Origin of the sequence: Micromonospora sp. NBC_01405, from assembly GCF_045040155.1 — a bacterium.
GTDB lineage: Bacteria > Actinomycetota > Actinomycetes > Mycobacteriales > Micromonosporaceae > Micromonospora.
Genome location: NZ_CP109532.1, coordinates 6,265,400 through 6,287,246, shown reverse-complemented (window position 1 = coordinate 6,287,246; position 21,847 = coordinate 6,265,400). Strand labels below are relative to the sequence as shown.

At 68.7% G+C, this 21,847-nt stretch carries 16 protein-coding genes; 10 read left to right on the top strand and 6 right to left on the bottom strand.

The annotated features are described in order from the left end of the window. Nucleotides 1–10: 10 nt before the first annotated feature. The 6 genes from OG559_RS27090 to OG559_RS27065 all read left to right on the top strand — a co-directional run bounded on the left by OG559_RS27090 (nt 11) and on the right by OG559_RS27065 (nt 6,340). Complete coding sequence (locus OG559_RS27090) at nt 11–1,462, top strand: CBS domain-containing protein (protein WP_405108730.1); 1,452 nt, start codon at nt 11–13, stop codon at nt 1,460–1,462. After that, nucleotides 1,459–2,421 carry a hypothetical protein gene (locus OG559_RS27085; RefSeq protein WP_405108727.1) on the top strand — a complete coding sequence of 321 codons (963 nt, stop codon included), beginning with the start codon at nt 1,459–1,461 and terminating at the stop codon, nt 2,419–2,421. The genes OG559_RS27090 and OG559_RS27085 overlap by 4 nt, the downstream gene beginning before the upstream one ends. Before the next feature lie 44 nt (nt 2,422–2,465). Beyond that, the gene (locus OG559_RS27080) at nt 2,466–3,434 is read left to right on the top strand and encodes a hypothetical protein (RefSeq protein WP_405108724.1); all 969 of its coding nucleotides are present in this window, start codon (nt 2,466–2,468) and stop codon (nt 3,432–3,434) included. Between the two features lie 262 nt (nt 3,435–3,696). After that, complete coding sequence (locus OG559_RS27075; protein WP_405108721.1) at nt 3,697–4,533, top strand: CPBP family intramembrane glutamic endopeptidase; 837 nt, start codon at nt 3,697–3,699, stop codon at nt 4,531–4,533. Then, nucleotides 4,533–5,684 carry a sensor histidine kinase gene (locus OG559_RS27070; protein WP_405108718.1) on the top strand — a complete coding sequence of 384 codons (1,152 nt, stop codon included), beginning with the start codon at nt 4,533–4,535 and terminating at the stop codon, nt 5,682–5,684. Before OG559_RS27075 ends, OG559_RS27070 begins: the two co-directional genes overlap by 1 nt. Continuing rightward, a complete protein-coding gene (locus tag OG559_RS27065; RefSeq protein WP_405108715.1) occupies nt 5,681–6,340 on the top strand; it encodes a response regulator in 660 nt (219 codons plus the stop codon). The genes OG559_RS27070 and OG559_RS27065 overlap by 4 nt, the downstream gene beginning before the upstream one ends. A 68-nt stretch (nt 6,341–6,408) precedes the next feature. On the opposite strand, the gene OG559_RS27060 is transcribed toward OG559_RS27065, so the two are convergent. Then, nucleotides 6,409–7,707, bottom strand: coding sequence for an MFS transporter (locus OG559_RS27060; protein ID WP_405108712.1), 1,299 nt, complete (start codon nt 7,705–7,707; stop codon nt 6,409–6,411). Nucleotides 7,708–8,028: 321 nt separating this feature from the next. On the opposite strand from OG559_RS27060, the gene OG559_RS27055 reads away from it, so the two are divergent. Continuing rightward, nucleotides 8,029–8,514: an iron chaperone gene (locus tag OG559_RS27055; protein WP_405117000.1), complete on the top strand. Its 486-nt coding sequence runs from the start codon at nt 8,029–8,031 to the stop codon at nt 8,512–8,514. A 63-nt stretch (nt 8,515–8,577) separates the two neighbouring features. Here the strand turns inward: OG559_RS27055 and OG559_RS27050 are convergent, their stop codons facing one another. Then, complete coding sequence (locus tag OG559_RS27050) at nt 8,578–9,075, bottom strand: GNAT family N-acetyltransferase (protein WP_405108709.1); 498 nt, start codon at nt 9,073–9,075, stop codon at nt 8,578–8,580. 152 nt (nt 9,076–9,227) lie between these two features. Further along, nucleotides 9,228–10,199 carry an NAD-dependent epimerase/dehydratase family protein gene (locus OG559_RS27045; protein WP_405108706.1) on the bottom strand — a complete coding sequence of 324 codons (972 nt, stop codon included), beginning with the start codon at nt 10,197–10,199 and terminating at the stop codon, nt 9,228–9,230. A 186-nt stretch (nt 10,200–10,385) separates the two neighbouring features. Between OG559_RS27045 and nudC the strand changes: the two genes are divergently transcribed. The 3 genes from nudC to OG559_RS27030 all read left to right on the top strand — a co-directional run bounded on the left by nudC (nt 10,386) and on the right by OG559_RS27030 (nt 12,652). Beyond that, nucleotides 10,386–11,318 carry an NAD(+) diphosphatase gene (gene nudC / locus OG559_RS27040; RefSeq protein ID WP_405108703.1) on the top strand — a complete coding sequence of 311 codons (933 nt, stop codon included), beginning with the start codon at nt 10,386–10,388 and terminating at the stop codon, nt 11,316–11,318. A 262-nt stretch (nt 11,319–11,580) separates the two neighbouring features. After that, nucleotides 11,581–12,462, top strand: a complete 882-nt coding sequence (locus tag OG559_RS27035) for a helix-turn-helix domain-containing protein (RefSeq protein WP_405108700.1) — start codon at nt 11,581–11,583, stop codon at nt 12,460–12,462. Then, a complete protein-coding gene (locus tag OG559_RS27030; RefSeq protein ID WP_405108697.1) occupies nt 12,455–12,652 on the top strand; it encodes a DUF397 domain-containing protein in 198 nt (65 codons plus the stop codon). The genes OG559_RS27035 and OG559_RS27030 overlap by 8 nt, the downstream gene beginning before the upstream one ends. Before the next feature lie 247 nt (nt 12,653–12,899). Here the strand turns inward: OG559_RS27030 and OG559_RS27025 are convergent, their stop codons facing one another. The 3 genes from OG559_RS27025 to OG559_RS27015 are packed head-to-tail and all read right to left on the bottom strand — an operon-like array spanning nt 12,900 to nt 21,809. After that, entirely contained in the window at nt 12,900–17,924 is a 5,025-nt protein-coding gene (locus OG559_RS27025) for a class I SAM-dependent DNA methyltransferase (RefSeq protein ID WP_405108694.1), read from the bottom strand. After that, the gene (locus OG559_RS27020; RefSeq protein ID WP_405108691.1) at nt 17,924–20,728 is read right to left on the bottom strand and encodes an SNF2-related protein; all 2,805 of its coding nucleotides are present in this window, start codon (nt 20,726–20,728) and stop codon (nt 17,924–17,926) included. Before OG559_RS27020 ends, OG559_RS27025 begins: the two co-directional genes overlap by 1 nt. Before the next feature lie 13 nt (nt 20,729–20,741). Continuing rightward, the gene (locus tag OG559_RS27015) at nt 20,742–21,809 is read right to left on the bottom strand and encodes a protein kinase domain-containing protein (RefSeq protein WP_405108688.1); all 1,068 of its coding nucleotides are present in this window, start codon (nt 21,807–21,809) and stop codon (nt 20,742–20,744) included. Nucleotides 21,810–21,847 lie beyond the last annotated feature (38 nt).

Below are 21,847 nucleotides of genomic sequence, written 5' to 3'. Positions count from 1 at the left end.
CCCCTTGTGGATGACGAGTCAGATTCGCGACACCACCCTTGTGGATCATGACCTAGAGTGCAAGCCCATGTCATCGAATAGCCCGCCCCGGACCCGCCGCGAGGTCCTACTCCACGGGCGTCGGGTCCGCATCTCAGATCTGATCGGTGCCGATCTACTGGAGCCTGGTGCCGTGCTGTTTTATCGGCAGTACAACGGCGCGAATCCGCACGAGGCAACCGTCACCGAGAAGGGTCGGCTACGCCTGCCCGACGGACGCGAGTTCAGCAGTCCGTCCGGAGCGGCGGTCGCCGTCGCCGAGGTGACCGCGGTGGCCGGCTGGGAGGTGTGGCGGGTCGGTCCCGACGGCCCAACCCTGGGACAGCTCCGCCTTCAGCTGGTCAAAAAGGTCGCGGCGGAGATGGGGGCGAACGGCCCGGAGTCAAAGGCCGAGTCCATGGGACGACGATTGGCCCTCCTAGACGAGATACGGCAGGCCGCCGAGGCGAACGATCCCAGGTCGATGACCGTACGGCAGCTCCTCGGGCTGTGGGGCGTCGAGGACCGGGACGGCGACTCCGGAAATCAGATCATCACCGACTTGGCCAACTACGGGCTGACCACCGTGCCGGACTTCAATGCAGTCGATCTTGATCAGGCGGTACGGGTCATCCGTTTCGGCATGACGAGCAAGGCACGCGCCGACCAGCCCGCCGACGCAATCGAGGAAGAGGCCACCGGGGTGGATGAGGAGACCAGCACCACCATCGGCCTCACTCTGGGCAATCTGGTGCCGAAGCAACCGCGCCTCGTATCGGTGGCACCGACGGCCACCTTCGACGAGGCCATTACGGCGATGGAGTTGGACGACTACTCCCAACTGCCGGTGCTGGCCAATCCGCACAAGCTTCATGGCGTGGTGTCCTGGAAGACGATCACCAAGGCCCGAGCGCAGAACCCCGATGCCTCGTTCAGTGACGCGATCGACACTGATGTCCATGTGTTCGACTACGACCGGCGGTTGGTCGATGCCCTCAACATCCTCCTGGAATACGAGTTCATCTTCGTCAGAAGCCACGAGCGAAAGATCGTGGGCATCATCACCGCTGCCGACGTCGTAAAGACATACCACGAGACCGCAACGCCATTCATCCTGATCGGTGAGATCGATCGTGAACTCCGTCAGCTCCTCCGAGAAGCGTTCGAAGAAGCGCGAATCCGGGATGTCTGCGTCCGGGCTGGCCTGACCTTCGATGCGATTGACAAGATGTCAATCTCCCATTACAACGTCGTGCTCGGAAACGACGACTGCTGGACGGAACTCGGCTGGCGGCTGGAGCGAAAGCGACTCGTCAGGCGGCTCGACGAGATTCGGGAGGTGCGCAATCGGGTCATGCACTTCAACAAGGACGCTGTCAGAGCGGGCGACGTCGACATGCTCCAAAATTTTCTCAAGACGATTCGCAGGTACAACCAACCATGACCCACACCTTCAGACTGAACGGCCAGACCTACCAGCTCGACGCTGACACGGTCCGGGCCGGTCTGACCGGCCAGGTGCGGGAGGACATCTGCGATCACTGGGTCGAGGTCGACAGCGTGCGGTGGCCGGTGAAGCAGGCATTCGGGGCGGCGCTCCGCCTGCCCCGGGACAGGTTCACCTCGCACATCGCCCTGCGGCACCTCCGGGCGGTCGGCTTCCCGACCAGCCGGTCGCCCGTCGAGGACACACAGCACGCAACGAGCGCCTCGAAAGGCCAACTGGACGATGCCGGTCCGGATCCGGCGGAAGCGTTCGCGACGCTGCTCGCCTTCGTCGCCTCAGCCGGCCTGACCGGGCGGATAGCCGACCTCGAAGCGCGGATGGACGGGGTCGACCAACCGGCGGCGGCCGAAATCGCCGACGGCTCCGGAATGGGGATGGATCTCCTGCTCGCCGCGCTGCTCGTGCGCAAGCACGCCGGGCGTCTCAGCGACGTCATCCACGCTGCGGTGATCACGCAGGTCGTGCCGTTGATCCTGGAGGACGGCGAGCGGGTACTGCGCCGACCGTCGCTGGCCGCCGGCAACGACCCGAGCCGGCCGTACGACCTGGAGACCGACCGCAGAATCGCCGAGTTCAAGATGTCGGTCTGGAAGGGCGCCGACGCGATGCGCAAGCGCGGTGCGTTCGCCGATCTGGTGCACCTCGCCCTGGACCAGTCCGGCCGGCGGGCCCAGCTCTACATCGCCGGGCCGCAGGCGATCCGCTTCCTGCGCACCGCGACCGGGACGGCGACCTGGGCGTTGAATCGGTCATCGCCGATCCTGCGGCGCAGATTCGAGGACCGGTTCGGTTCACTGGACGTGCCGATCCGGGACTTCACCGCCGGGCCGGCAGCGCACGTCGAACTGGTCGACCTGACCGGCCTGCTGCCCGCGATCGCCCCAGCCATCGCCTGACCTCCTACACAGATCGCCCGCTTCGCACGATCGGAGATCGAACTATGTCCGCGTTGACGGCTGAGGTACGCAGTGCGAAGAGCCCGGTGGCCCGGTGGCTCCGTTCGACGTTTCCGCATCACCAGGACGTGCAGGCCGACTACCGGGAGACGGCCGGCCCGGCCCGGGTCCTGCCGTCCCCGACGGTAGCGCCGGGGACCCAGGGCGCGGCCATCGACTGGTGGCTGCGGTTCCTGGTCGACCCGGCCCCGTCGGTGCGCCTCGCCGCGGCCGGCCTGCGCTCACTTCGGGCACCCGGCCGGCGGGCGGGCCTCGAACTGCTGGACGAGTTGGGCGCATTCGACGACGAGGGCAGGACGCTCAGGCCGGTCGACCCGGCCCGGTTCGCCGACCGCCCCGACGAGTGGTGGGCGCGGGTGTCGTACGCGCTCGCCCTGCTCGTGGAGCTGTATCGGACGCCCATGGTCGACGGCTCCCGGCTGATGCGGCTCGCCCCGGACAGCCAGGCGTCGGAACTGCTCGAGCTGGCCAACGCCGACGAGGTCGCAGACCTGGTCGCGATGCGGGACCTGGCGGTCGAGCGGCTGTTGCCGGCCCTGCCGGCGGGGCCGGTGTTCACCGGAGCGACCTTCGACGGCAGCGCCGACCTGAACGCCGACGCCGATCTAATTGCCGGTGGCGTACTGGTGGACTTCAAGGCCGGCCAGGGCGGACGACCCCGGGCCGACGGCAGCCGGGCGGCGGCGCTGGCCCGCGCCGACCTGGACCAGCTGCTGGGGTACGTGCTGCTGGACTACTCGGACGCCTACGCGCTGCACACAGTGGCCATCTACGCCGTCCGTTTCGGCCACTACCGCGCCTGGCCGCTGGCGGAACTGTGCGCCACGCTGGCGGGCCGCCCGGTGGACCTTTCCGCGCTGCGGCGCGAATTCGCCGAGCTGGTACGGGGTGAGCTACCGGTGAACGCGACATGGAGAGTGCCGTCCACGCTTTCGGTGCGCAGCGGACGCTGACGCAATCGGTGCGCGAGCTTCCAGTCACGGGGCGGCACTCGGCGGCCCGTCTGCTTCCGGACGTCCGCCTGGCCGGGTCGGGACGGACAGGCGACAGCGCCTCCGCATCGCCTGCGGGAGACCGCGGAACTGGGTGAAGTCCTTGTCCCCCGCGCGAGCTACCCGCAAGTGTCCACCGCACGGTGACGATTCCTGACCGGCGACTCCATAGCGTTTGACGTACCCGCAGCGCTCCGGCTGCGGACCGCGTTAGGGAATCATCATGCGCTTGTTGAAGCAGTTCCTGGCCGTTCTGGCGGTCACCTTCGTCGGCAGCCAGGCCATGGCCGCGGTGGAGGGGAACACCTGGCGCACCCTGGCCCTCGGTGTGTTGACGGCCGTGGCCGCGATCGGTGTCTACGCCTGGGTGGTGCGACGCACCGAACGCCGCGCGCCCACGGAGGTGGCCCGGGCCGGGGCCCGCGCCCGGATCGCCCGGGGGGTGCTGATCGGGGTCGGGATGTTCGCGGCCGTCATCGTCAACATCGCCTTCGTCGGCGGCTACCACGTCCACGGCCTGGGCTCGGTGTCGGGCGCGGTGGCGCTGTTCGGGTTCATGGCCGCCGCCGCCACGACCGAGGAACTGCTCTTCCGCGGCGTCCTGTTCCGCCTCGTCGAGGAACGCACGGGCACCTGGATCGCGCTGTTGCTGACCGGCGTGGTGTTCGGCCTGATGCACCTGCTCAATCCGGACGCCAGCCTGTGGGGCGCGGTCGCCATCGCGATCGAGGCGGGTTTCATGCTCGCTGCCTGCTACGCCGCCACCCGCAACCTGTGGGTGCCGATCGGGCTGCACTTCGGCTGGAACTTCGCCGCGGGCGGCATCTTCAGCGTCGTGGTCTCCGGCAACGGCGAGTCGAAGGGGCTGCTGGACGCCACGATGTCGGGCCCGGCCCTGCTCACCGGCGGCGACTTCGGGCCGGAGGGAAGCCTGTACACGGTGGCGGCGGGTGTGGCCCTGACCCTGGTGTTCATGTGGCTGGCCCACCGGCGCGGCAACCTCGTCCCGCGTCGTCGCCGCGCGGTCGGCGTCGAGCCGGCGACCGCTACGGTTTCCTGATGATCGGCCTTCGGATGGTCCCGGCCTCGTGGCGGCGGTGGGACGTCACGGTCCGGGATCTCCCGTTGGCGCTGCTGCTCGCCCTCGCGTCGGGGGTGCCGGCGCTGCACAACCACGGTACGCAGCTCGGCGACCTGCCGGGGCGTCCCTTCGACGCGCTGACCGTCGGGGTGGTCGCCCTGGAGTGCCTCCCGCTCGCCGTCCGCCGACGCTGGCCGGCCCTCTGCCTCGCCCTGGTGTCGGTCGGCTTCGCCATCGACCAGCTCCGCGGCTATCACACGGTCGCGGGCGCCGCGCTGGCCATCGCGCTGGTGAGCGCGGGGGCCCACCTGGAGCGTCGTCGGCGTACCACCGTGGCCCTGGCCTCCGCTGGGTACGTGGTGCTGGCCGTCGCCCTCGACCGGCTCGGGTCGACCGAGGGCGTGACCGGGTTCGCCACGTTCTACCTGCTGCTGGCCCTCGCCTGGGGCATCGGGGCCTGGCTGCGGCAGTCCCGGGCCGCCGAGGCCGAACGCCGCCGCCAGGTCGCCGTGACCGCCAGCGCCGCCGAGCGCACCCGCATCGCCCGCGAACTCCACGACGTCGTGACCCACCACGTGACGGCGATGGTCGTGCAGGCCGAGGCGGCGCGCTACCTGACCGCCGCCCCCGAACGCCTCGACACGGCCCTGAGCGCCATCACCAGCACCGGCCGGCGGGCCGTCACCGACCTGCGGCACCTGCTCGACCTGCTCAACCCCGACCACAGCGCCGAGCCGCGTACGCCGTCCGTCGGCGAGCTGCGCGCCCTCGTCGAGCAGACCCGGCAGGCCGGGCAGCCGGTGGAGTTCACCGAGGAGGGTACGCCGGCGGAGACGACCGGCGGCGCCGAGCTCGCGGCGTATCGGGTCGTGCAGGAGGCGCTGACGAACGCCCTCAAGCACGCCCACGGCAGCCGCACCACTGTTCACGTCCAGCACGGCGGAAGGGAGATCACGGTGGAAGTCAGCACCGACGGCCCGGGCTCGTACGCCGCGGCCCCCGGCGGGAGCGGGCGCGGCCTCGCGGGGCTCCGCGAACGGGTCGGCGTGCTCGGCGGGGAGTTCAGCGCGGGACGGCGGTCGGGCAGCTTCGTCGTGCGGGCCCGCATTCCCACCGGGAGCCCATCGTGACCGCGCCGGTCCGGGTGCTGGTCTGCGACGACCAGGCGCTGATCCGCACCGGCTTCGCCACGATCATCGCCGCCCAGCCCGACCTCGAGGTCGTCGGCGAGTGCGGGGACGGGCGCGCGGCGGTCGACCTCGCCGGGCGGCTGCACCCCGACGTGGTCGTGATGGACATACGGATGCCGGTGCTCGACGGCATCAGGGCGACCCGCCTGCTCGCCGGCGCCGGGGTGGCCCACCCCGTCAAGGTGCTCGTGGTGACGACGTTCAACCTCGACGAGTACGTGTACGAGGCGCTGCGCGCGGGAGCGAGCGGGTTCCTGCTCAAGGACGCCCCGCCGGCGCAACTGCTGCACGGCATCCGCACGGTCGCGAGCGGGGCCGCGCTGCTGGCGCCCGAGGTGACCCGGCAGCTCGTGGGCAGGTACGCGGCGCGGATCCGTCCCGCCGAGGGCACGCCGCAGAACGTGGGGCTGACCCCGCGCGAACTGGAGGTGTTGCGCCTCATCGCCGACGGCCTGTCCAATGCCGAGATCGCCGCGACGCTGGTGATCAGCCAGGAGACCGTCAAGACGTACGTGTCGCGCATCCTCACCAAGCTCGACCTGCGCGACCGCGTGCAGGCGGTGGTCTACGCCTACCGCGCCGGCCTGGTGACCTGAGAGCGCCGGGCGTCGGCCCGCTCCCCCCGTGAGGAGCGGGCCGACCGTAGGTGGGAGGGCCGGCCCGGCTAGGCGGGCTGCTCTGCGTACGGGCGCGTCCGTTGCGCCCACCGCACGACGTACGGCGTCAGCAGGCCCCCCACGACGAACACCCCGCCGAGCAGGAGCCAACCAGGCACTCCCCAGGCGATGCAGAAGAGCGCCAGCACGGTGGGGGCGACCACGTTCGCCAGGCCGGCCCCGAATCCGAACAGTCCCATGTACTGCCCCTGGGCGTGGGCGGGAGCGAGGCTGAATCGCAGTTCCAGCGAGCCGGCCGTGTGCCAGAGTTCACCGATCGTGTGGACGATGACGCCGAGGACGATGCCGACGAGCGCAAGACGCGAGGAGAGTCCCGCCGCTGCGGCCATCGCGGCCATGCCGACGAAGAACGCCACACCCGCACGCCGCATTGCTCTCCCGGCGGTGATGCTGTCGGTCACTCCCCGGCTGGCCCTGATCTGGAGCAGCACCACCAGGGCGGTGTTGACGAATGCTCCCGCGCCGATGAGCCACCGTGGTGCGCTGGTGTGTCCGACGATCCAGAGCGGCAGTGCGAACAGAAGCACCTGATGGTGGATCGACATGATGCCGTCGAGCACGGTCACGGCCACGTACGACCGGTCCTTGAGCACCCCCCAGCGGCTGGCCGTCTGCGGTGCGGGCACGGGCGGCAGCGACGGCAGCGCGGCGATGATGGCGGCGCTGGCCGCGAAGGTGAGCGCATTGCCCAGCACCAGGGCCAGGTAGGCCGGACGCGAGTCGTACTGCACCGCGAAGCCGGCGGCCACGGCGGAGCAACTGCCGGCGAGGTTCGCGATCGAGCGCAGGTAGGCGCGGTATCTGGTGAGGTCGGCACCGCCGACTCCGCGAACCAGTGGGCCACGCGCGGCTCCCCCCGCCGAACGAGCGAGTTCGCTCAGGCACAGCGCCACCAGGAACATCCAGAACGACTGTACGAGGACCAGCGCCGCCATCGCCACGCCCTGAATGACGAGCATCCAGAGATAGATTTCTCGCGGTCCTCGTCGGTCGGCGAGGTGCCCGACCGGCACGCCGGTCAGGAGGCCAACGGCGGCCGCGATGCCCATTCCGATGCCGACCTGAGCCAGGGAAAGCCCGACGACACGGGTGAAGAAAAGCGCGGCGCTGACCATGAAGACGCCGCTGCCGATCATGTTCACGAACGTCGCCAGAGCGAGAATCCGCTGCGGACGCGTATCCGGAATCAACCCCCGCCGGACCAGCATGGACGGCTTTCGCTCCTCCTCTTCGGCCGAGTTCCCACCCGAAGGATGGCTGTTCTTCTGACCCTGTAGACCCTGCACGGAATTCGGATCCTTTCCCCGTTGATTCGGCTGCGAATTTAGCCGGATCACGCGGGGCGGGTAATCAGCAAATCGTTCGATACCGGGGACCACCGGCCCGTGCTAAATTTCTTAGCGTCGGGAAGAGATCGGCAGGTTCAGCCGATCCCCGCCTGCCACGGTCTGCGGCACGGGCATCGCACAGGTCCCGGCGACCTCGCCGCGTGGCGCGGCCGCCCCGCCGATGGACCGGTCAGGATTCGAGAAGGCGCGTCTCGTCGCCTGCGGCTAGCGTGAATGACCACGCCGACCACGGTGACGGACGAGAGGAGCGGCAGCTACGTGAGCGCTGCGTCGAAGGCCAGCAAGGAAAGCAGACAGGGCAAGTCCTCCGAGGAGAGCTTCTCCGAGGTCGAGCGCGCCGCCATCAAGGACCGCGCGGCGGAGTTGAAGGCGGAGGCTCGCCGCAGCAAGAGCGCGAACAAGGCGGCGGCCGACGAGAGGGATGTGCTCGCGAAGATCGCCGAGATGGCGCAGCCGGACCGTGCGGTGGCCGAGCGTCTGCACGCCATCGTCGCGGAAACCGCTCCGGAGTTGACCCCGAAGCTGTGGTACGGCCAGCCCGCCTACGCCCGGGGCGGAAAGGTGGTGTGCTTCTTCCGCAGCGGCCAGGTGGACAAGGAGCGCTACTCGTCGTTCGGGTTCACGGCGGAGGCGAAGCTCGATGAGGACCACGGCATGTGGGCGACGTCCTTCGCCCTGACGGAGTTGAGCGAGAAGGGCGAGGCGGCGGTCAAGAAGCTGCTCAACAAGGCCGTGCGCAGTTGACCAAATCAGCGAACGGGTGGGCCACGCGACAAGTAGGTCGCAGTACCAGTGCGACCGGGCGCGTCACGAGGCGGGCGGCAGCGCGAGCCAGTCCCGCCAGGTGATGTCACGGCCGATGCAGCGGGGCTGTTGGAAGGGCCAGTCGGCGGCGATCCACTGCGGCACCAGCGCGTCGAGCGCGCGCTCCGCCTCGCCGCCGACGAGGTCGTCCACCACCCACCAGGAGACCTCCGCGTCGGCGCCGGTGCGCTCGGGCGGGTCGATGTAGACGCAGCCGAGGATCGCCGTCTCCGCCTCGTCCAGCAGCGCGTAGTTGAACGACTGGTGCGCGGCTATCTCCTTCTCGTGCCGCAGCAGGTCGACGCGGTCCTCCTCGTACGTCATCGTCTCGCTGGGCCAGCCCCAGGCCGGGCCGAAGATCTCCCACAGGCGTTCCCGGGAGCCCATCACGGCGGGGTAGTCGATCGCGGTGTCCGCCTCGCGGATGGGCCGGAGGTGAAGCGCGGTGCCGGGCACGGGCACCCGGACGGGATGGACGAAGTCGTCGGGCAGCCAGCTCATGAGGGCCGAGACTACAACCGGCCGGAGGCGTTCGCGACGAACTTTCAGTGGCGGCCGGGCCTCGACGCCGCCGCTGCACCACCGCCCAGGAAGCGTCCGGTGGATTCCTGCTTCGCCGCGCGGTGCCGGCACGGATACCGGCCTTACCTGCTTCATACGGTGAGCGGTCGGGCCACCTCCAGCTTTTCGTGGTCGATCAGCCAGCGGACGGATTCGAGCACGGCGGCCTGCGGTTCGTAGCGCGGCGCGTAGCCGAGCAGGGTTCTGGCCTTCTCGATGCTGAAGCAGTGGCTGCGGTATAGGTGTTCCCAGCTCATCTCGGCATGCTCCGGCGTCGTGGTCTGACGGAATTCTTCCCAGGTCACCGATTCCAGCGACCCGGGCTGCCCGAACCAGCCGGCGGCCTCGTGGGCGTACCCGCGGACGGTCAGCGCGGTGGGGGCGACGATGTTGAAGTCCTCGCCCGCCGCCGCGTCCCGGCGCTCGATTGCTTGCTCGAAGGCCTGGGCGACGTCGTCGGCGTGCACGTGGTGCATCAGCTCGACGCCGCTACCGGGGACCCGCAGCGCACGCCCGGCCGAGAGCGTCTGCCAGACCGCGGGGTCGACGTTGCCCAGCGGGCCGATCGGGTGCCAGCCGGGACCGACGATGTGCCCGGGGTGCAGCGACGTGGTCACCAGGCCCCCGGATTCGGTCTCCGCCTTCAGCATCCGGGCGATGCGGTCCTTCCGAATCCCGTACTCGCCGAACGGGGCGGTGCCCGACGCTTCGGAGGTCGGCACGTGGTGACTGGGCCCGTAGCGCCAGACGGACCCACAGTGCAGCAGGTGCCCGGCCCGGCCGCGGAGGCTCCCGACCAGCGCGGTGGCCGATTCCAGGGTGAAGCAGACCAGGTCGACCACGATATCCGGGCGGAGCCCGGCCACCGTGTCGCCGAAGGTGCCCTCGCGGTCTTCCCGCTCCCGGTCGGCGACGACCCGGTGCACCTGCCGCCACTCGGGCTCGTCGGCGTAGGGGGTGCTGGTGCCGCGGCTGATGCTCAGCACCTCGTGGCCGGCGCGCACCAGCCGGGGGACGAGGAATGTGCCGATATGACCACTTCCGCCGATAACGACGACTCGCATGACTGTCCCATCGAATTCCGGGGCCGTGGGGCCGTGTCTTCGGCGTACCGACCCAGCTCGGGACGGCCGGCGTGCAGCTAGGGTAGAGCGTGGTCGTCCGATTCCGGCTGATCCCCGGCGGACAGCGGCTGATGGCCGGAAGGGCTCATCGCCCTCGGATGCCGGGGTCCGTGGTAGAAACCCCGCGTGGCGTTCGACGATCTGGCCTACACCGGGACACCGCACGACCGGGTCCCGGGCCGGCGTGCTGACCCCGAGTGGGTTGCCGGCCAGCTCGCCCGCCCCGACGTCCGGCTGGTGCCGATGTGGCGGGACCGCTGCCTTCTCGCCGCCGGCGCCCCGGTCGTCGCGACCGGCGCCCGGGGCCGAGAGATAGCGGCCGCCGCCGACGAGTTGGTGCTGCTCGGCCTGGACGACGGCACGCCCGTCTTCGCCGCCGACTTGAGCGCCGCCGCCGAGCCCGCCGCGCTGCGGCTGTGCGCCGCGCAGACGAGCGCCGATCTGCGTACGCTGGCAGCCAGCCTGCCGCACCCGCACGCCGCGACCCTGGCGTACGCGCGCGGCCTGCTCCACTGGAACCGCCACGCCCGCTTCTGCGGCGCCTGCGGGTCGCCCGCCCGCAGCGCCCAGGCCGGCCACGTCCGGGTGTGCACCGGCCCGGAGTGCAATCGGCTGTTGTTTCCCCAGATCGAGCCGGCCGTGATCATGCTGATCGAGATCCCCGGCCCGCAACCGCGCTGCCTGCTGGCCCGGCACCACGGCGCGGGCCCGGACAACTTCTCGTTGCTGGCCGGCTTCGTCGAGATCGGCGAAAGCCTGGAGGGCACGGTACGCCGCGAGGTCGCCGAGGAGGCGGGCGTCTCGGTCGGCCCCGTCACCTACCAGGGCTCCCAGGGCTGGCCGTTCCCGGCCGGGATGATGATCGGGTTCATCGGGCAGGCGCTCGACGAGCGGATCGACGTCGATGGTGCGGAGCTGATCGAGGCGCGCTGGTTCACCCGCGCCGAGGTGGTCCAGCGAATCGTCAACGGCCCCGGCGCGGGGCCTGCCGACTCGATCGGCGGATGGTTGCTGCGCTCCTGGGCCGGGCTAGGCGCGGCAGCGGAAGGTCGTTCCTGACCCGACCGGACTTCAGCAGTCCGGCTTGGGACCACCTCCGGATCAGGTACGCCTCGAACTTCGAGATCAATCGCCACAAAGCGAGATTCGCGCGTGGGAATTGTGCGGTGATGGCTCTTGTCACAGGCGTCTTGTAGTGTCGAAGGCGCAATCGGACCTGAATGGTTGCCCACTCCCGGCTCATTCCAGGGCACCATTCTTCGGTGTAACACCGGCACCAAGAAGCATGTAACAAAACGCAACACGGAGAGGGCGGGAGCGGATGACCGAAGACATGGGATCGACAGTGCCAAGGCGGCAGCTCGGGCGGGCGCTGCGCGACCTGCGCACCGAGGCGCGCATGACGCTCGACGGGGCCGCGGAGGCGCTGTATTGCAGCCGGCAGAAGATGTGGCGCATCGAGAGCGGCCTCGGCGCGGTCCGCCCCCTCGACGTCCAGGGCATGTGCGAGCTGTACGGGGCGACGCGCGAGCTGACCAGCGCCCTGACCGCCCTGGCCACCGAGACCAAGGCCAAGGGCTGGTGGCACTCGTACGGCGACGCCGTCCCCGACTGGTTCGAGATGTACGTCGGCCTGGAGTCCGCGGCCTGCCGGCTCCGCGAGCACGACGACACTCTCGTGCCGGGGCTGCTCCAAACTCCGGCCTACACCCGGGGCGTCTACCAGAACCGCCCCAACATGCCAGTTGACGAGTTGGAAGAGGTTCTGGAGGTACGCCGCCGTCGACAGGAGATCCTGGTTCGCCGTCTCCCGAAAGCGCCGAAGCTGGAATGGGTCCTGTCCGAGGCGGTCTTACTTCGACGCGTCGGCGGCTCAGCGGTCATGGCTGAGCAACTGGACCGCCTTCTTGAGCGGGCCGAGCTACCGAACGTGTCGATCCACCTCCTGCCGCTGGCGGCTGGTGCGCACTACGGCGCGCTGGCTGGGGCCTTCGTCATGCTCGACTTCCCACTCGGCAACCGGGCCACGCCTGACCCGTCTGTGGTCTACAGCGAGTCCGTCACGGGAGCCCTCTACCTCGACAGACCAGACGAGTTCGCCGTCTACGAAAAGGTCTGGGCGAGCCTCGTCGGCCTGGCGCTTGGTGAGGAAGAATCAAGAAGGATGATCGCAAAGATCAAGGAAGAGGTCCACCATGGCTGACGATCTGCTCGGCGCGCAGTGGCGCAAGAGCACCCGCAGCGGCGACAACAACGGCAACTGCGTCGAGGTCGCCGCCAACCTGCCCGGCCTCGTCGCCGTACGCGACAGCAAGGACCCGGCCGGACCCGCCCTAACCTTCTCCCCCACCGCCTGGACCAGCTTTGTCAGGGCCACCAAGTCCGCCCGCTAAGCCGTTCACCAGACGGAGGCGCACCCGGCAGACATGCCGGGTGCGCCTCCGCCATACAGTCAGTCATTCTTGCAGGCCATCAAAAGAACTCATACACGCGACACCAGAAACAGTCCTCTTTCCAAGGACGCTGCGACTACACATCTAGTTCCGTAGGCCGACGTTTCAATTTGACTAGGCGGCCCGCACCGGACGACCTTCCACCGGTGGCAACTATGATTGGCGCGCCGGCTTGCCGCAAGGACGATCAAGCAGTGCCGAGTCGGGCTTTGAAGACCTCGTGCGCTTCGCGCATTTCCCGCTCCCGGTCAGCTTTATAGAATGGACCCGTGAAGCCGTCGGGGGCAGGGTTTTTACCTGGATCCATTAGATGAGCCTGAAGCTGCACAAAGTGATTTTTCTTTTGGCGCTGCCCATGCGCCCGGTGGTTCCCTGCAATCTTCGAGCCAGCAGAGTCAAACCATACCGCCTCCTCAAATCGATTCATAACAGGGAAGCGCGACCGATACATCGCTATTAGCGAATTAGCGTCTACTTGGAGCCACACGGCCACTAATGCATCCAACTCAACCAGCGCGGCGCGGCGCGCCATCTCAGTCCTAAGCGGGGTCGAATAATTCCACCGCCTGTCGACAGAGCCCAGCAATCCAACGCCTTTCCAGGGCAGGGCCCAACTTTCATTCCGCCATTCTTCGCTGTAGACATCACCCCATAACTCCGAGTATGCCCTGGTCAAACAGTTTAAGCGCAGCGTTCGCAGTAACAAGGCGTTGGCCAGCGGATGTGGCAAGCTAGGAGCGGGCATCCGCCGCGCATTTGAAACGTCTAGATGGCCCACGCCGAGGACTCGCAATAGATAGTCAACGGGAATAGCGGCCCAAAATCCGGCCGCAAGACAAGTGAGGCGGCGGTTTCGGAAGGCTGCGCTGCGCACTGCGTTTACGTGAGTCGGTCCGGGCGGAAGCAATGCCGAATAGAGACTGCGCTCGGTGTCAGGAGCGATCATTTCACGCCATGCAAGCCGATAGAATTCGGTATAGCGACGAGCGGCCTGGCCCATCAAGTGGCGATCGATCTCAGCTTGCGGAACGTCTTGCGGCGAGCACGCAAGTGAGCCCGCAAGGACACTGCGCGCTTCTGCGATCGCTTGCGGCGAATTGTTGAGGCGATCGAGTAACTCGTAGTCGATCCAGCGGTCATGTTGATCTTTATATTCCCGCAAGGTTACGCTTCGACGATATTCAGTTGCAGGAACGGCACCCTCCTTCAATTCTACGAGGTTCGCCCCAAGCACGTCGTTACTCCCAGGGTTTGGCCCCTTAAAGAAAGGTGTGGCCACACCAAGCTGAGGCCCCTTAAGAATAACTTCAGTCCAGTCGCCCGGCTCTGAAAGTGCGTAATCCATGATTCCCGCCTGCTTTGCTCCACTCTCATCGAGACCCCGTGATATCTGAGGTAGAAAGGCCTCAAGTCGCACCGACCAGTTAGACAGAGCTTGGATCGCTGAACTCTCGGCGGTGCTAACCGGAGATAAGAGCCGAGCATGCTCGATCGGCCGGTCCGTGTCGCCCGCAAGACGCTGCCATTGAGCAAGCACCTCTCGATTAACTTTAATAATACGAGCACGATGTGGTCGCTCGTCAAGAGCGCCCATAAACCGCACGCTCGGAGGCTCCCCAGAACCATTGTGGTCAAACGAAAGTCGAAGAGCTTCAACCGAGAAGAGCCAGGACAGATGATCAAAGTCGATATCCCTCCGACTCCCGTAGATGTGCACACCAAAATGACTCGACTCACCCACCGGCTCTGGGAAGAAGCGGTGACCCGGGTTGACAAAGTCGGCATGCACCCTCAGGCGAGGGTACGCGGAAGCTCGCAATAACGCTTCCTTCTCCCCTATGAAGTGCGTGTCCGGATGCACAAGTCCGATCGCGCCATTCGTCGACGCGTTTTCCCATACCCGACACATGAACCCGCGATACAAGTCCGGCTGCGTTCCTACCAGCAGTGGAAAGACTTGAGCCGAGCTAAAGAACGCGACAGTCGCGCTAATCCTCTCCCTCTCGCCCTTTAGATATGCCTCAACTGCCGGATTCGTCAGGATCACTTCTGTACGCGCCGCCTTCGTCCGCACCGGCGGTTTGTCGATGAGTTTGAACCAAGGATCGAACTCAGCTAGAGCAGCCGAGGCATCCCACCTCGGACGCACCCAGGGCGGGTTTCCAACTTGGAGGTCGAATCCTCCTGCAGCAAAGGCATGAGCGAAGGTGAGTTCCCAGTGGAAGAAGCCCTGCTCGTCAGCTATCTGATCGGCGGCCAAGAGCCATGGGAATCGGTCGGACAGGGTCCAGGGTGAGTCGACGCCGATGACGCCGTCGAGCTTCTGCTCGAACTCGCTCATCTCGTCCAGGTTGGTGAGCTTGCGGCCGTAGAACCTCTCGGTGCCCTCGTCCGCGTCACTCCGGCCGATGAGCGCCTCGGCGAAGCTTAGCCAGTCGTCCAGGTTGGTCAGGGGCACCTGCTGGCGGAGCTGTTCCGCCAGCGTCGTCCGCCGCGTGCCACCGGTCGGCTTCGTCGGCAGCTTCATCTGCTGCGGCTGCACGTTCCCGAAGATGTCCGGGGCCTCGTAGACCACCGGTTCCTCGTACGTCGACACCTCCGTCACGTGCGACACCTGGAGGGGCGCAGCCGGGTACGCGGGGTCGGTGCCGTCGAGCAGGCCGACCTTGTCCAGGGGCCAGAACCACAGCGCGCACCACACGTCCATCAGCGTCTTGAGCCGCCAGTACGGCGTGCCGGGCGCGGTCAGGTCCGCGAGGATCTGCTCCCGGGCCACCGCTCCGGTCACCGGCGGCAGATCGTCCGCGCCCCAGACCTTGATGTCCCGGCGGATCTCCCGCTCCGAGATGGCGAGCCGCTGCTGCACCAGCCCCCACAGGAACTCCACCCGCCCAGCGAGCGCCTGCAACCGCTTGACCTGCGAGTTCTTCCCCTTCGGCGACGGCATGCGCTTCATCGCCGTACGCCATGCCTTGAGCTTGGCGGTTTCCTCCGGTGCCAGCTCGCGGGCCTCCTTCTCCCCCGCGACCGCGCCCCACCCGTCGGCCGGGAGCAGGAAGTGGTGGATGGTGCCCTCGTCGATCGGCCCGTCCCGGAACGGCTTCTCGGCCGGGGCGGTGGTGAGCCACGACTTGTCGGCGAGCTGCGCCGGGGCGTAGGTCTTGCGCCCGCAGCCGATGAGCGAGTTGCCGCGTTGCAGGTGCAGGCCGAACCAGGGGGCCTGGAGGCCGGCGTGCATGACGTTGAGCCAGAGGGAGACCTCGGCCAGCTCGACTGCGGTGCGGTTGAGGTCGACGCCGTAGCAGTTGTGCAGGGCGATGTACGCCTTCACCCGCTGGAGTTCGAGGTGGTAGTCCTCCGGGTCGAGGGTTACGTCGAGTTCGGCCTGCCGGCGGCGCAGGTACTCGGCGGCCACCTGGTTGATGGCCTCGTTGAGGAACGCGCCGGAGCCCAGCGCCGGCTCGCAGATCGTCCAGTCCAGCAGCTCACGGGCCGGGGTCGTGGTGTCGTCCTGGTCGAGGCGGTACTTGAGGGCGAGCTGGACGGTGACCTCGGTGAGCGACTGCGGGGTGTAGTAGGAGGCGCTGGTCTGCCGGTCCCGGCCGGCGAGCCGGTAGACGAACGCGCCGGGGGCGTGGCTGACGCGGCTGCGCACGCCCGTGTACGGGTCCTCCTTGTAGACGAAGACGCCGTCGTCGTACTCGTCGGCCTTGGAGGCGGGGATCATCCACGAGCCGTCCTTCGGGTCGCCGTTCTTGGCGACCTCGTAGAGCTGCTCGGTGGCGACGAAACCGGTGTACGACATCAGGCCCTCGTAGACCGCGCCGAGCTGGTTGATGCCGAGCTGGGCGTACGAGATGAAGCCGCCGCGCCGCTTCCGGCCACCCCTGGTGAGCATCAGCCGGCGCAGCACCTCGTAGAGCGTCTTGTTGCGCAGCCGGGTATCGATCTTCGGGCCCTGCGGATCGTCGGGGTCGCTGCCCGGCTCGGCGATGAGCCGGCCGATGAGCTTGGTCTTCTCCGGCAGGAACAGGTCCGAGCGCATGGGCTCGAAGCGCAGGCCCATGCCCTCGCTGGCCTTCTCGTCGACCTGCGCGCCGCCGCGCGGGCGGTGGCCCTCGTTGACCATGCGGAACAGCAGGTCCAGCGACTCGTACAGGTGGGTGCCGCCCTCGGCCGACGGGGCGAGGCGGCGGGAGACGAGGTCGCCGATGCGGGCGAGGCTGTAGCCCTCGACGTACTGGGGGTCGTTGACCGGGAGCACGCCCAGTTCAGGGCGGGCCTCGGCGTAGAGGAGAAACAGGATCCGGTACAGGTAGCGCAGCGCCTCGCGGCCGAGTTCCTTGGCCAGCTCGTCGAGGTCCATCACCTGCTGCGGCTGGTGGCCGGCGTCGCGGATGCGGTCGAGGACCTCGTTGGCGATGAGTTCGACGGAGACCTTCAGGCCCTCGCGGAGTTCGCCGGAGACGCCGACGGCGTGCTGCCGGGAGCCGGCGACCAGCTCGGCGAGGGGTTCGGTGCCGCCCTCGGCGGGTGGGCGCAGCGAGTCGGCGCCGAACAGGGCGGCGACGACGTCGTACTCCTTGTCGTCGTTGCGGGCGTAGAGGGTGTCGAGGCTGACGGCCAGGTATCGGCCCTCGCCCCACGCGCTGCGATCTGCGAGGGTGAGCACGCCGCCGCTGAGGATGAGCACGTACCGGAGCTTGGGGTTGTCGGCGGCGAGCAGCCAGGAGACGAGCTTCGCGCCGGTGGCGATGGTCTCGTTGCCGGGCAGGGTGACGGGGTCGACCAGCCGGCCCGCGCCGTCGGGGTCCTGGGCGGCCTCGGTGTCGACGGCCCAGCCGCAGTCCAGGGCGACGATGCCGTGCGCGGTGCCCAGCTCGGCGTGGGCGACGCAGACCTCGTGCGCGTGGCCGGCCCGCTCGACGGTGATGGTCTGCGGCTGCGGCTCGAAGCCGAGGGACTTCAGCAGCTCCTGATGGAGCTTGCGCAGCCGCTCCGGGTCGAAGAACTCGTCGTCGGCCAGCTCGGTCTTGGCGTCGAAGTAGGGGCGGCGCGTGCCCCGCAGCCCGGTACGCGGGGTGCCCTGCCCGGCCTTCTCCCGCTCGGCCCACTGCTTGACGAGGCCGCCCTTGAGGGCGGTGGGCAGGATCTCGGCGAGGTAGTGCGCCGAGAGGTACTCGCCGCGGTTGGTCAGCGACTCGAAGCTCATCAGGCTGCACTTTCCGGAGACGGGACAAGGACGGCGAGCACCCGCAGCAGCGGGTCGCCGGCGGTTTCCAACCTGTCGAGCAGGTCGCGCTGCTCCTGGACGGTGGCGGTGACCCGCTGGCGGCGCTTCTCACGATGCGCGCCGGGCAGCTCGTCGAGGAGGCTGGCCTGCTGGAACGTGGCCAGCTTCTCGCGGTGCCGGCGCAACGGCTCGGCGTTGACCGCGTCCCACTCGGCGCACTTGCCCGCCAGGTAATCCCGGGCGACGGCGACGGCCTGTGGGAGCAGGGCCTTGAGCGCGTCCGTCGCGACGGGCTCGACGCGGTTGACCATGTCGGGGCCGACCCGGGCCTCGCGGAGCACCTCGTCCATGGGGCGGATCGTCGGCTGGCCGGGCAGCCCGGAAACGGCCATCCAGTGGACCACGGTGGGTTGGCCGAGGCGGTTGGCGTAGACGCCCTGGATCAGGTAGGTCGGGGCGGCCACGTCGGCGGTCAGCACCGGGGCCTGCTGCCGACCGAGGCGGATCAGCACCTTGTCGACCAGCCAGTCGACCATCGGATGCACATCGCTGAGGAAGGCGATCTCCGGCCACATCGGAGTCCTGCTCTGCCGGGCCTGGTCGAGCTTTCGCTGGGCGAGCGCCCGGTCGAAGGTGACCTTGAGCCGCAGCTTCTCGCCCTCCCGGTGGGCGCGCAGGTAGGAGCGGGGCAGGTCGGTGAGCCGGTGCACCAGGTCTTCGGGGGCGAAGAAGGTCAGCAGTTCGTCCTCGCGGCGCAGGTCGATGCGGTCCTCCGGGCGGTCCTCGTAGATCTCGAGCAGGGCGGCATCGACGAAGTCGCGGGTGGAGTCGAAGAGCTTCGACACCCGGGCGCGGGGCACGTCCGCCGTCACGGGGGCGGTGCCGACGTCGCCGAAGAGGTCGGCCATCACGTCGACCTCGGCGTGGGCGGCCTCGTAGGACTCCTCCACCGACCTACCGGCGAGCAGGTCGCGGACGAGGCGGTCCTCCTCAACCCTGGCGTCGTAGAGGCCGGTCGCCGCCTCGACGCTGCCGAGGCTGCGGTGGGCCGTCTCCTCCCGGTCGAGCAGCTTCTTGGAGACCGTGCGGTCGTCCTTGGCGTCGTCGCGGGCGGAGGTGAGGATGAGCGCCCGGAACTGGGGGCGGTGCTTCTGGCCGTACCGGTCGATGCGGCCGTTGCGCTGCTCGATGCGGATGAGGCTCCACGGGACGTCGTAGTGGATCAAATGGTGGCACTGCTGGTGCAGGTTGACGCCCTCGGAGGCCACGTCGCCGGTGAAGAGCAGCCGCACGTCGCTGCCGGCCAGCTCGAACTCCTGGAGGATCTTCTGCTCGTCGGAGTCGGCCACACCGCCGTGCAGCACCCGGACGGCGTTCGGCCTGAGGCCAAGCAGGCCCGGAACGACCTCGGCGAGCCACTTGACGGTCGGCACCCGCTCGGAGAAGACCACGGCCCGGGTGTCGCTGCCCCGGCCGACGCCGATCCTCCTCAACTCCTCAACCAGCATGTTCAGCTTGCTGGAGTCCCGGTCGGTCATCGCCGAGGTCAGCTCCGCGAGTCGGTCCAGCGCCGCCCGTTCGGCACCGGTGGCCTTGTTCCTCCGCCGGTTGGCCACCGTCTCATGCAGCGCCCGGTGGGAGGAGAGGAAGGACTTCAACAGCGTGTACGGGAAGAGCCGGTGCTGACCCGTGACCGCCTCGTCGCTCCACTTGCCGGCCAACCACACGTCGGTCAGCTCGTCGAAGACCTGCTCCTCAAGCGTGCCGGCCACGCAGTGCAGCGCCTGGGAGGGGCCACGGTCGGCCCAGCGGTCGCCGATCTGGTCGCGTACCTCCGGGCTGATCTTGGTGCGGCGCAGGTAGAGATGCGCGATGTCGCTGGCCTGGTAGTTCTTCTCGTTGGCGATGGCCGCCGGGTCGAGCAGCGAGATCAGTTGGGCGAAGGACTCCTTGTTGCCGTTGTGCGGGGTGGCGCTGGCCAGCAGCAGCGCGTCGGTCTGCGCGGCGAGCCGGCGGGCCAGTTCGTTGCGCTGGGTGCCCTTGTTGATGAGGTTGTGCGACTCGTCGATGACGACGGCGTCCCAGGTGGTGGAGTCGAGGTGGTGGCCGAACTGGCCGGCGTCCTTGAGGGTGTCGACGGAGATGATGGCCCGCTTGAAGTAGGTGAACGGGTTCCGCCCGGCGGGGATCTCCTGCTGGACGCGCTGGATGCCGGTCGAGTCGAGCCGGACGAGGGGAATGGCAAAGCGGGTCCAGAGTTCCCGTTGGAACTGCTCAAGCACCTGCTGGGGCGACACGACGAGGATGCGGTCGCCCCGGCCCCGGCGGATCAGCTCGGCGAGGATCAGCCCGATCTCCAGGGTCTTGCCCAGGCCGACCACGTCGGCGAGCAGGATCCTCGGCCGCAGGCCGGACAGGGCCAGCTCGACGGGGCGCTGCTGGTAGGTCAGCGGGTCGAGCAGGAACCGGTCGGCCAGGGCCAGGCCCCGCTCGGTGCGGGGCAGCGGGGTGCGCCGCAGCACGGCCTCCAGGAACAGCCGGCTCTGCCGGAACCGGGAGGAGGTGTCCTGGACGAGTTCCGTCTCCTCGGGCACCAGCGGCGTGATCGCCTCCAGGCCCGTGAAGAAGGTGGCCTCGACGTCCTGGACGAACTCGGAGACCCCGACTGCCTTGATCACGGTGCCGTCCGCGGTGTCGGTCTTCACGCTGCGGACCAGCCACTCCTCGTCCCGTACGACGATTCGGGAGCCCGGGGCGAACGTCGCGGCCTGGGTGGTGGTCATCGGTGGGGCCTTCCTACAGGGTCGAGCGGCGGGCGTACTGGCGGCGCATCTTGTCGACCAGCCATCGCACGTCGGCGGGGGGCGGGGCGGGCCGCTCGGGGTGGACCTTCGTGGGGGCCGCCGGCTCCGGCTGCGGGGTGGGGTCCTCCGCGACGGGCGCGGCGTCCTCCGGGTCGCGGCGGGGGTCTGCCAGGTCCGGCGGGAGCAGTAGCTCGGTGGCGCCGTCGTAGGTGAGGGCGGCGACCTCCTGCCGCAGGTCGAGGGCGGTCCGGCCGCTGCTGGCGGTGGCCACCGCGAGAAGTCGGGTGTGGACGGCGTCGAGCCTGGGCCGGGCGGTGGGGTCGAAGGCGAGCATCGCCCCCAGTAGCTGCACCAGTTCGGCCGGCACGTCGGACAGGTCGGGCAGGTCGCCCGGCTCGCTGATCCGCAGCAGCAGGTTCCACGAGTTGGTCGGCGGATAGAGCCCGTGCCCGGTGAGGGCGAAGACCAGGGTGGCCGCCAGGCCGTAGATGTCCACCGCTGCGGTCAGCTTCCGCTCGCCCCGGACCTGCTCGGGTGACATGTAGGCGGGCGTGCCGACCAGCGCGCCGGGTGCGGTCAGGTAGTCGCTCCGGTCGATGAGCAATGCCAGGCCGAAGTCGATGAGCTTCGGGCCGTCCGGCCCGAGGATGATGTTCTGCGGCTTGAGGTCGCGGTGCAGCAGACCGGCCTGGTGCACCTTGGCCAGGCCGTCGGCCAGCATCGCGCCGGCCATGGCGGCCAGGGGAAGCGGCAGCGGCCCGCGCGCGTCGACGTGCTGCCGCAGGGTGGCGCCGGCGACGTACTCGACGGCGAGCCAGGCCGGGTCGGCGTAAGGGTCGGCGTCCTCGAGCCGGGCGATCCGGGAGCCGAAGACCAGCTTGAGGCTCTCGACCTCGGCGGCGAACCGCTCCCGCACGGTCGGATCCTCGATCAGGTGTTGCCTGATCACCTTGAGCGCGACCCGGTCCGCCGTCGGTGACACCGCGAACCAGACGTCGCCCATGCCTCCCGAACCGAGCGGTCTGACCAGTTCATAGCCGCCGATTGTGCCCAGCGTCATTCGTCTCCTTCACGATGACACCCACCCGTATCGTCGGC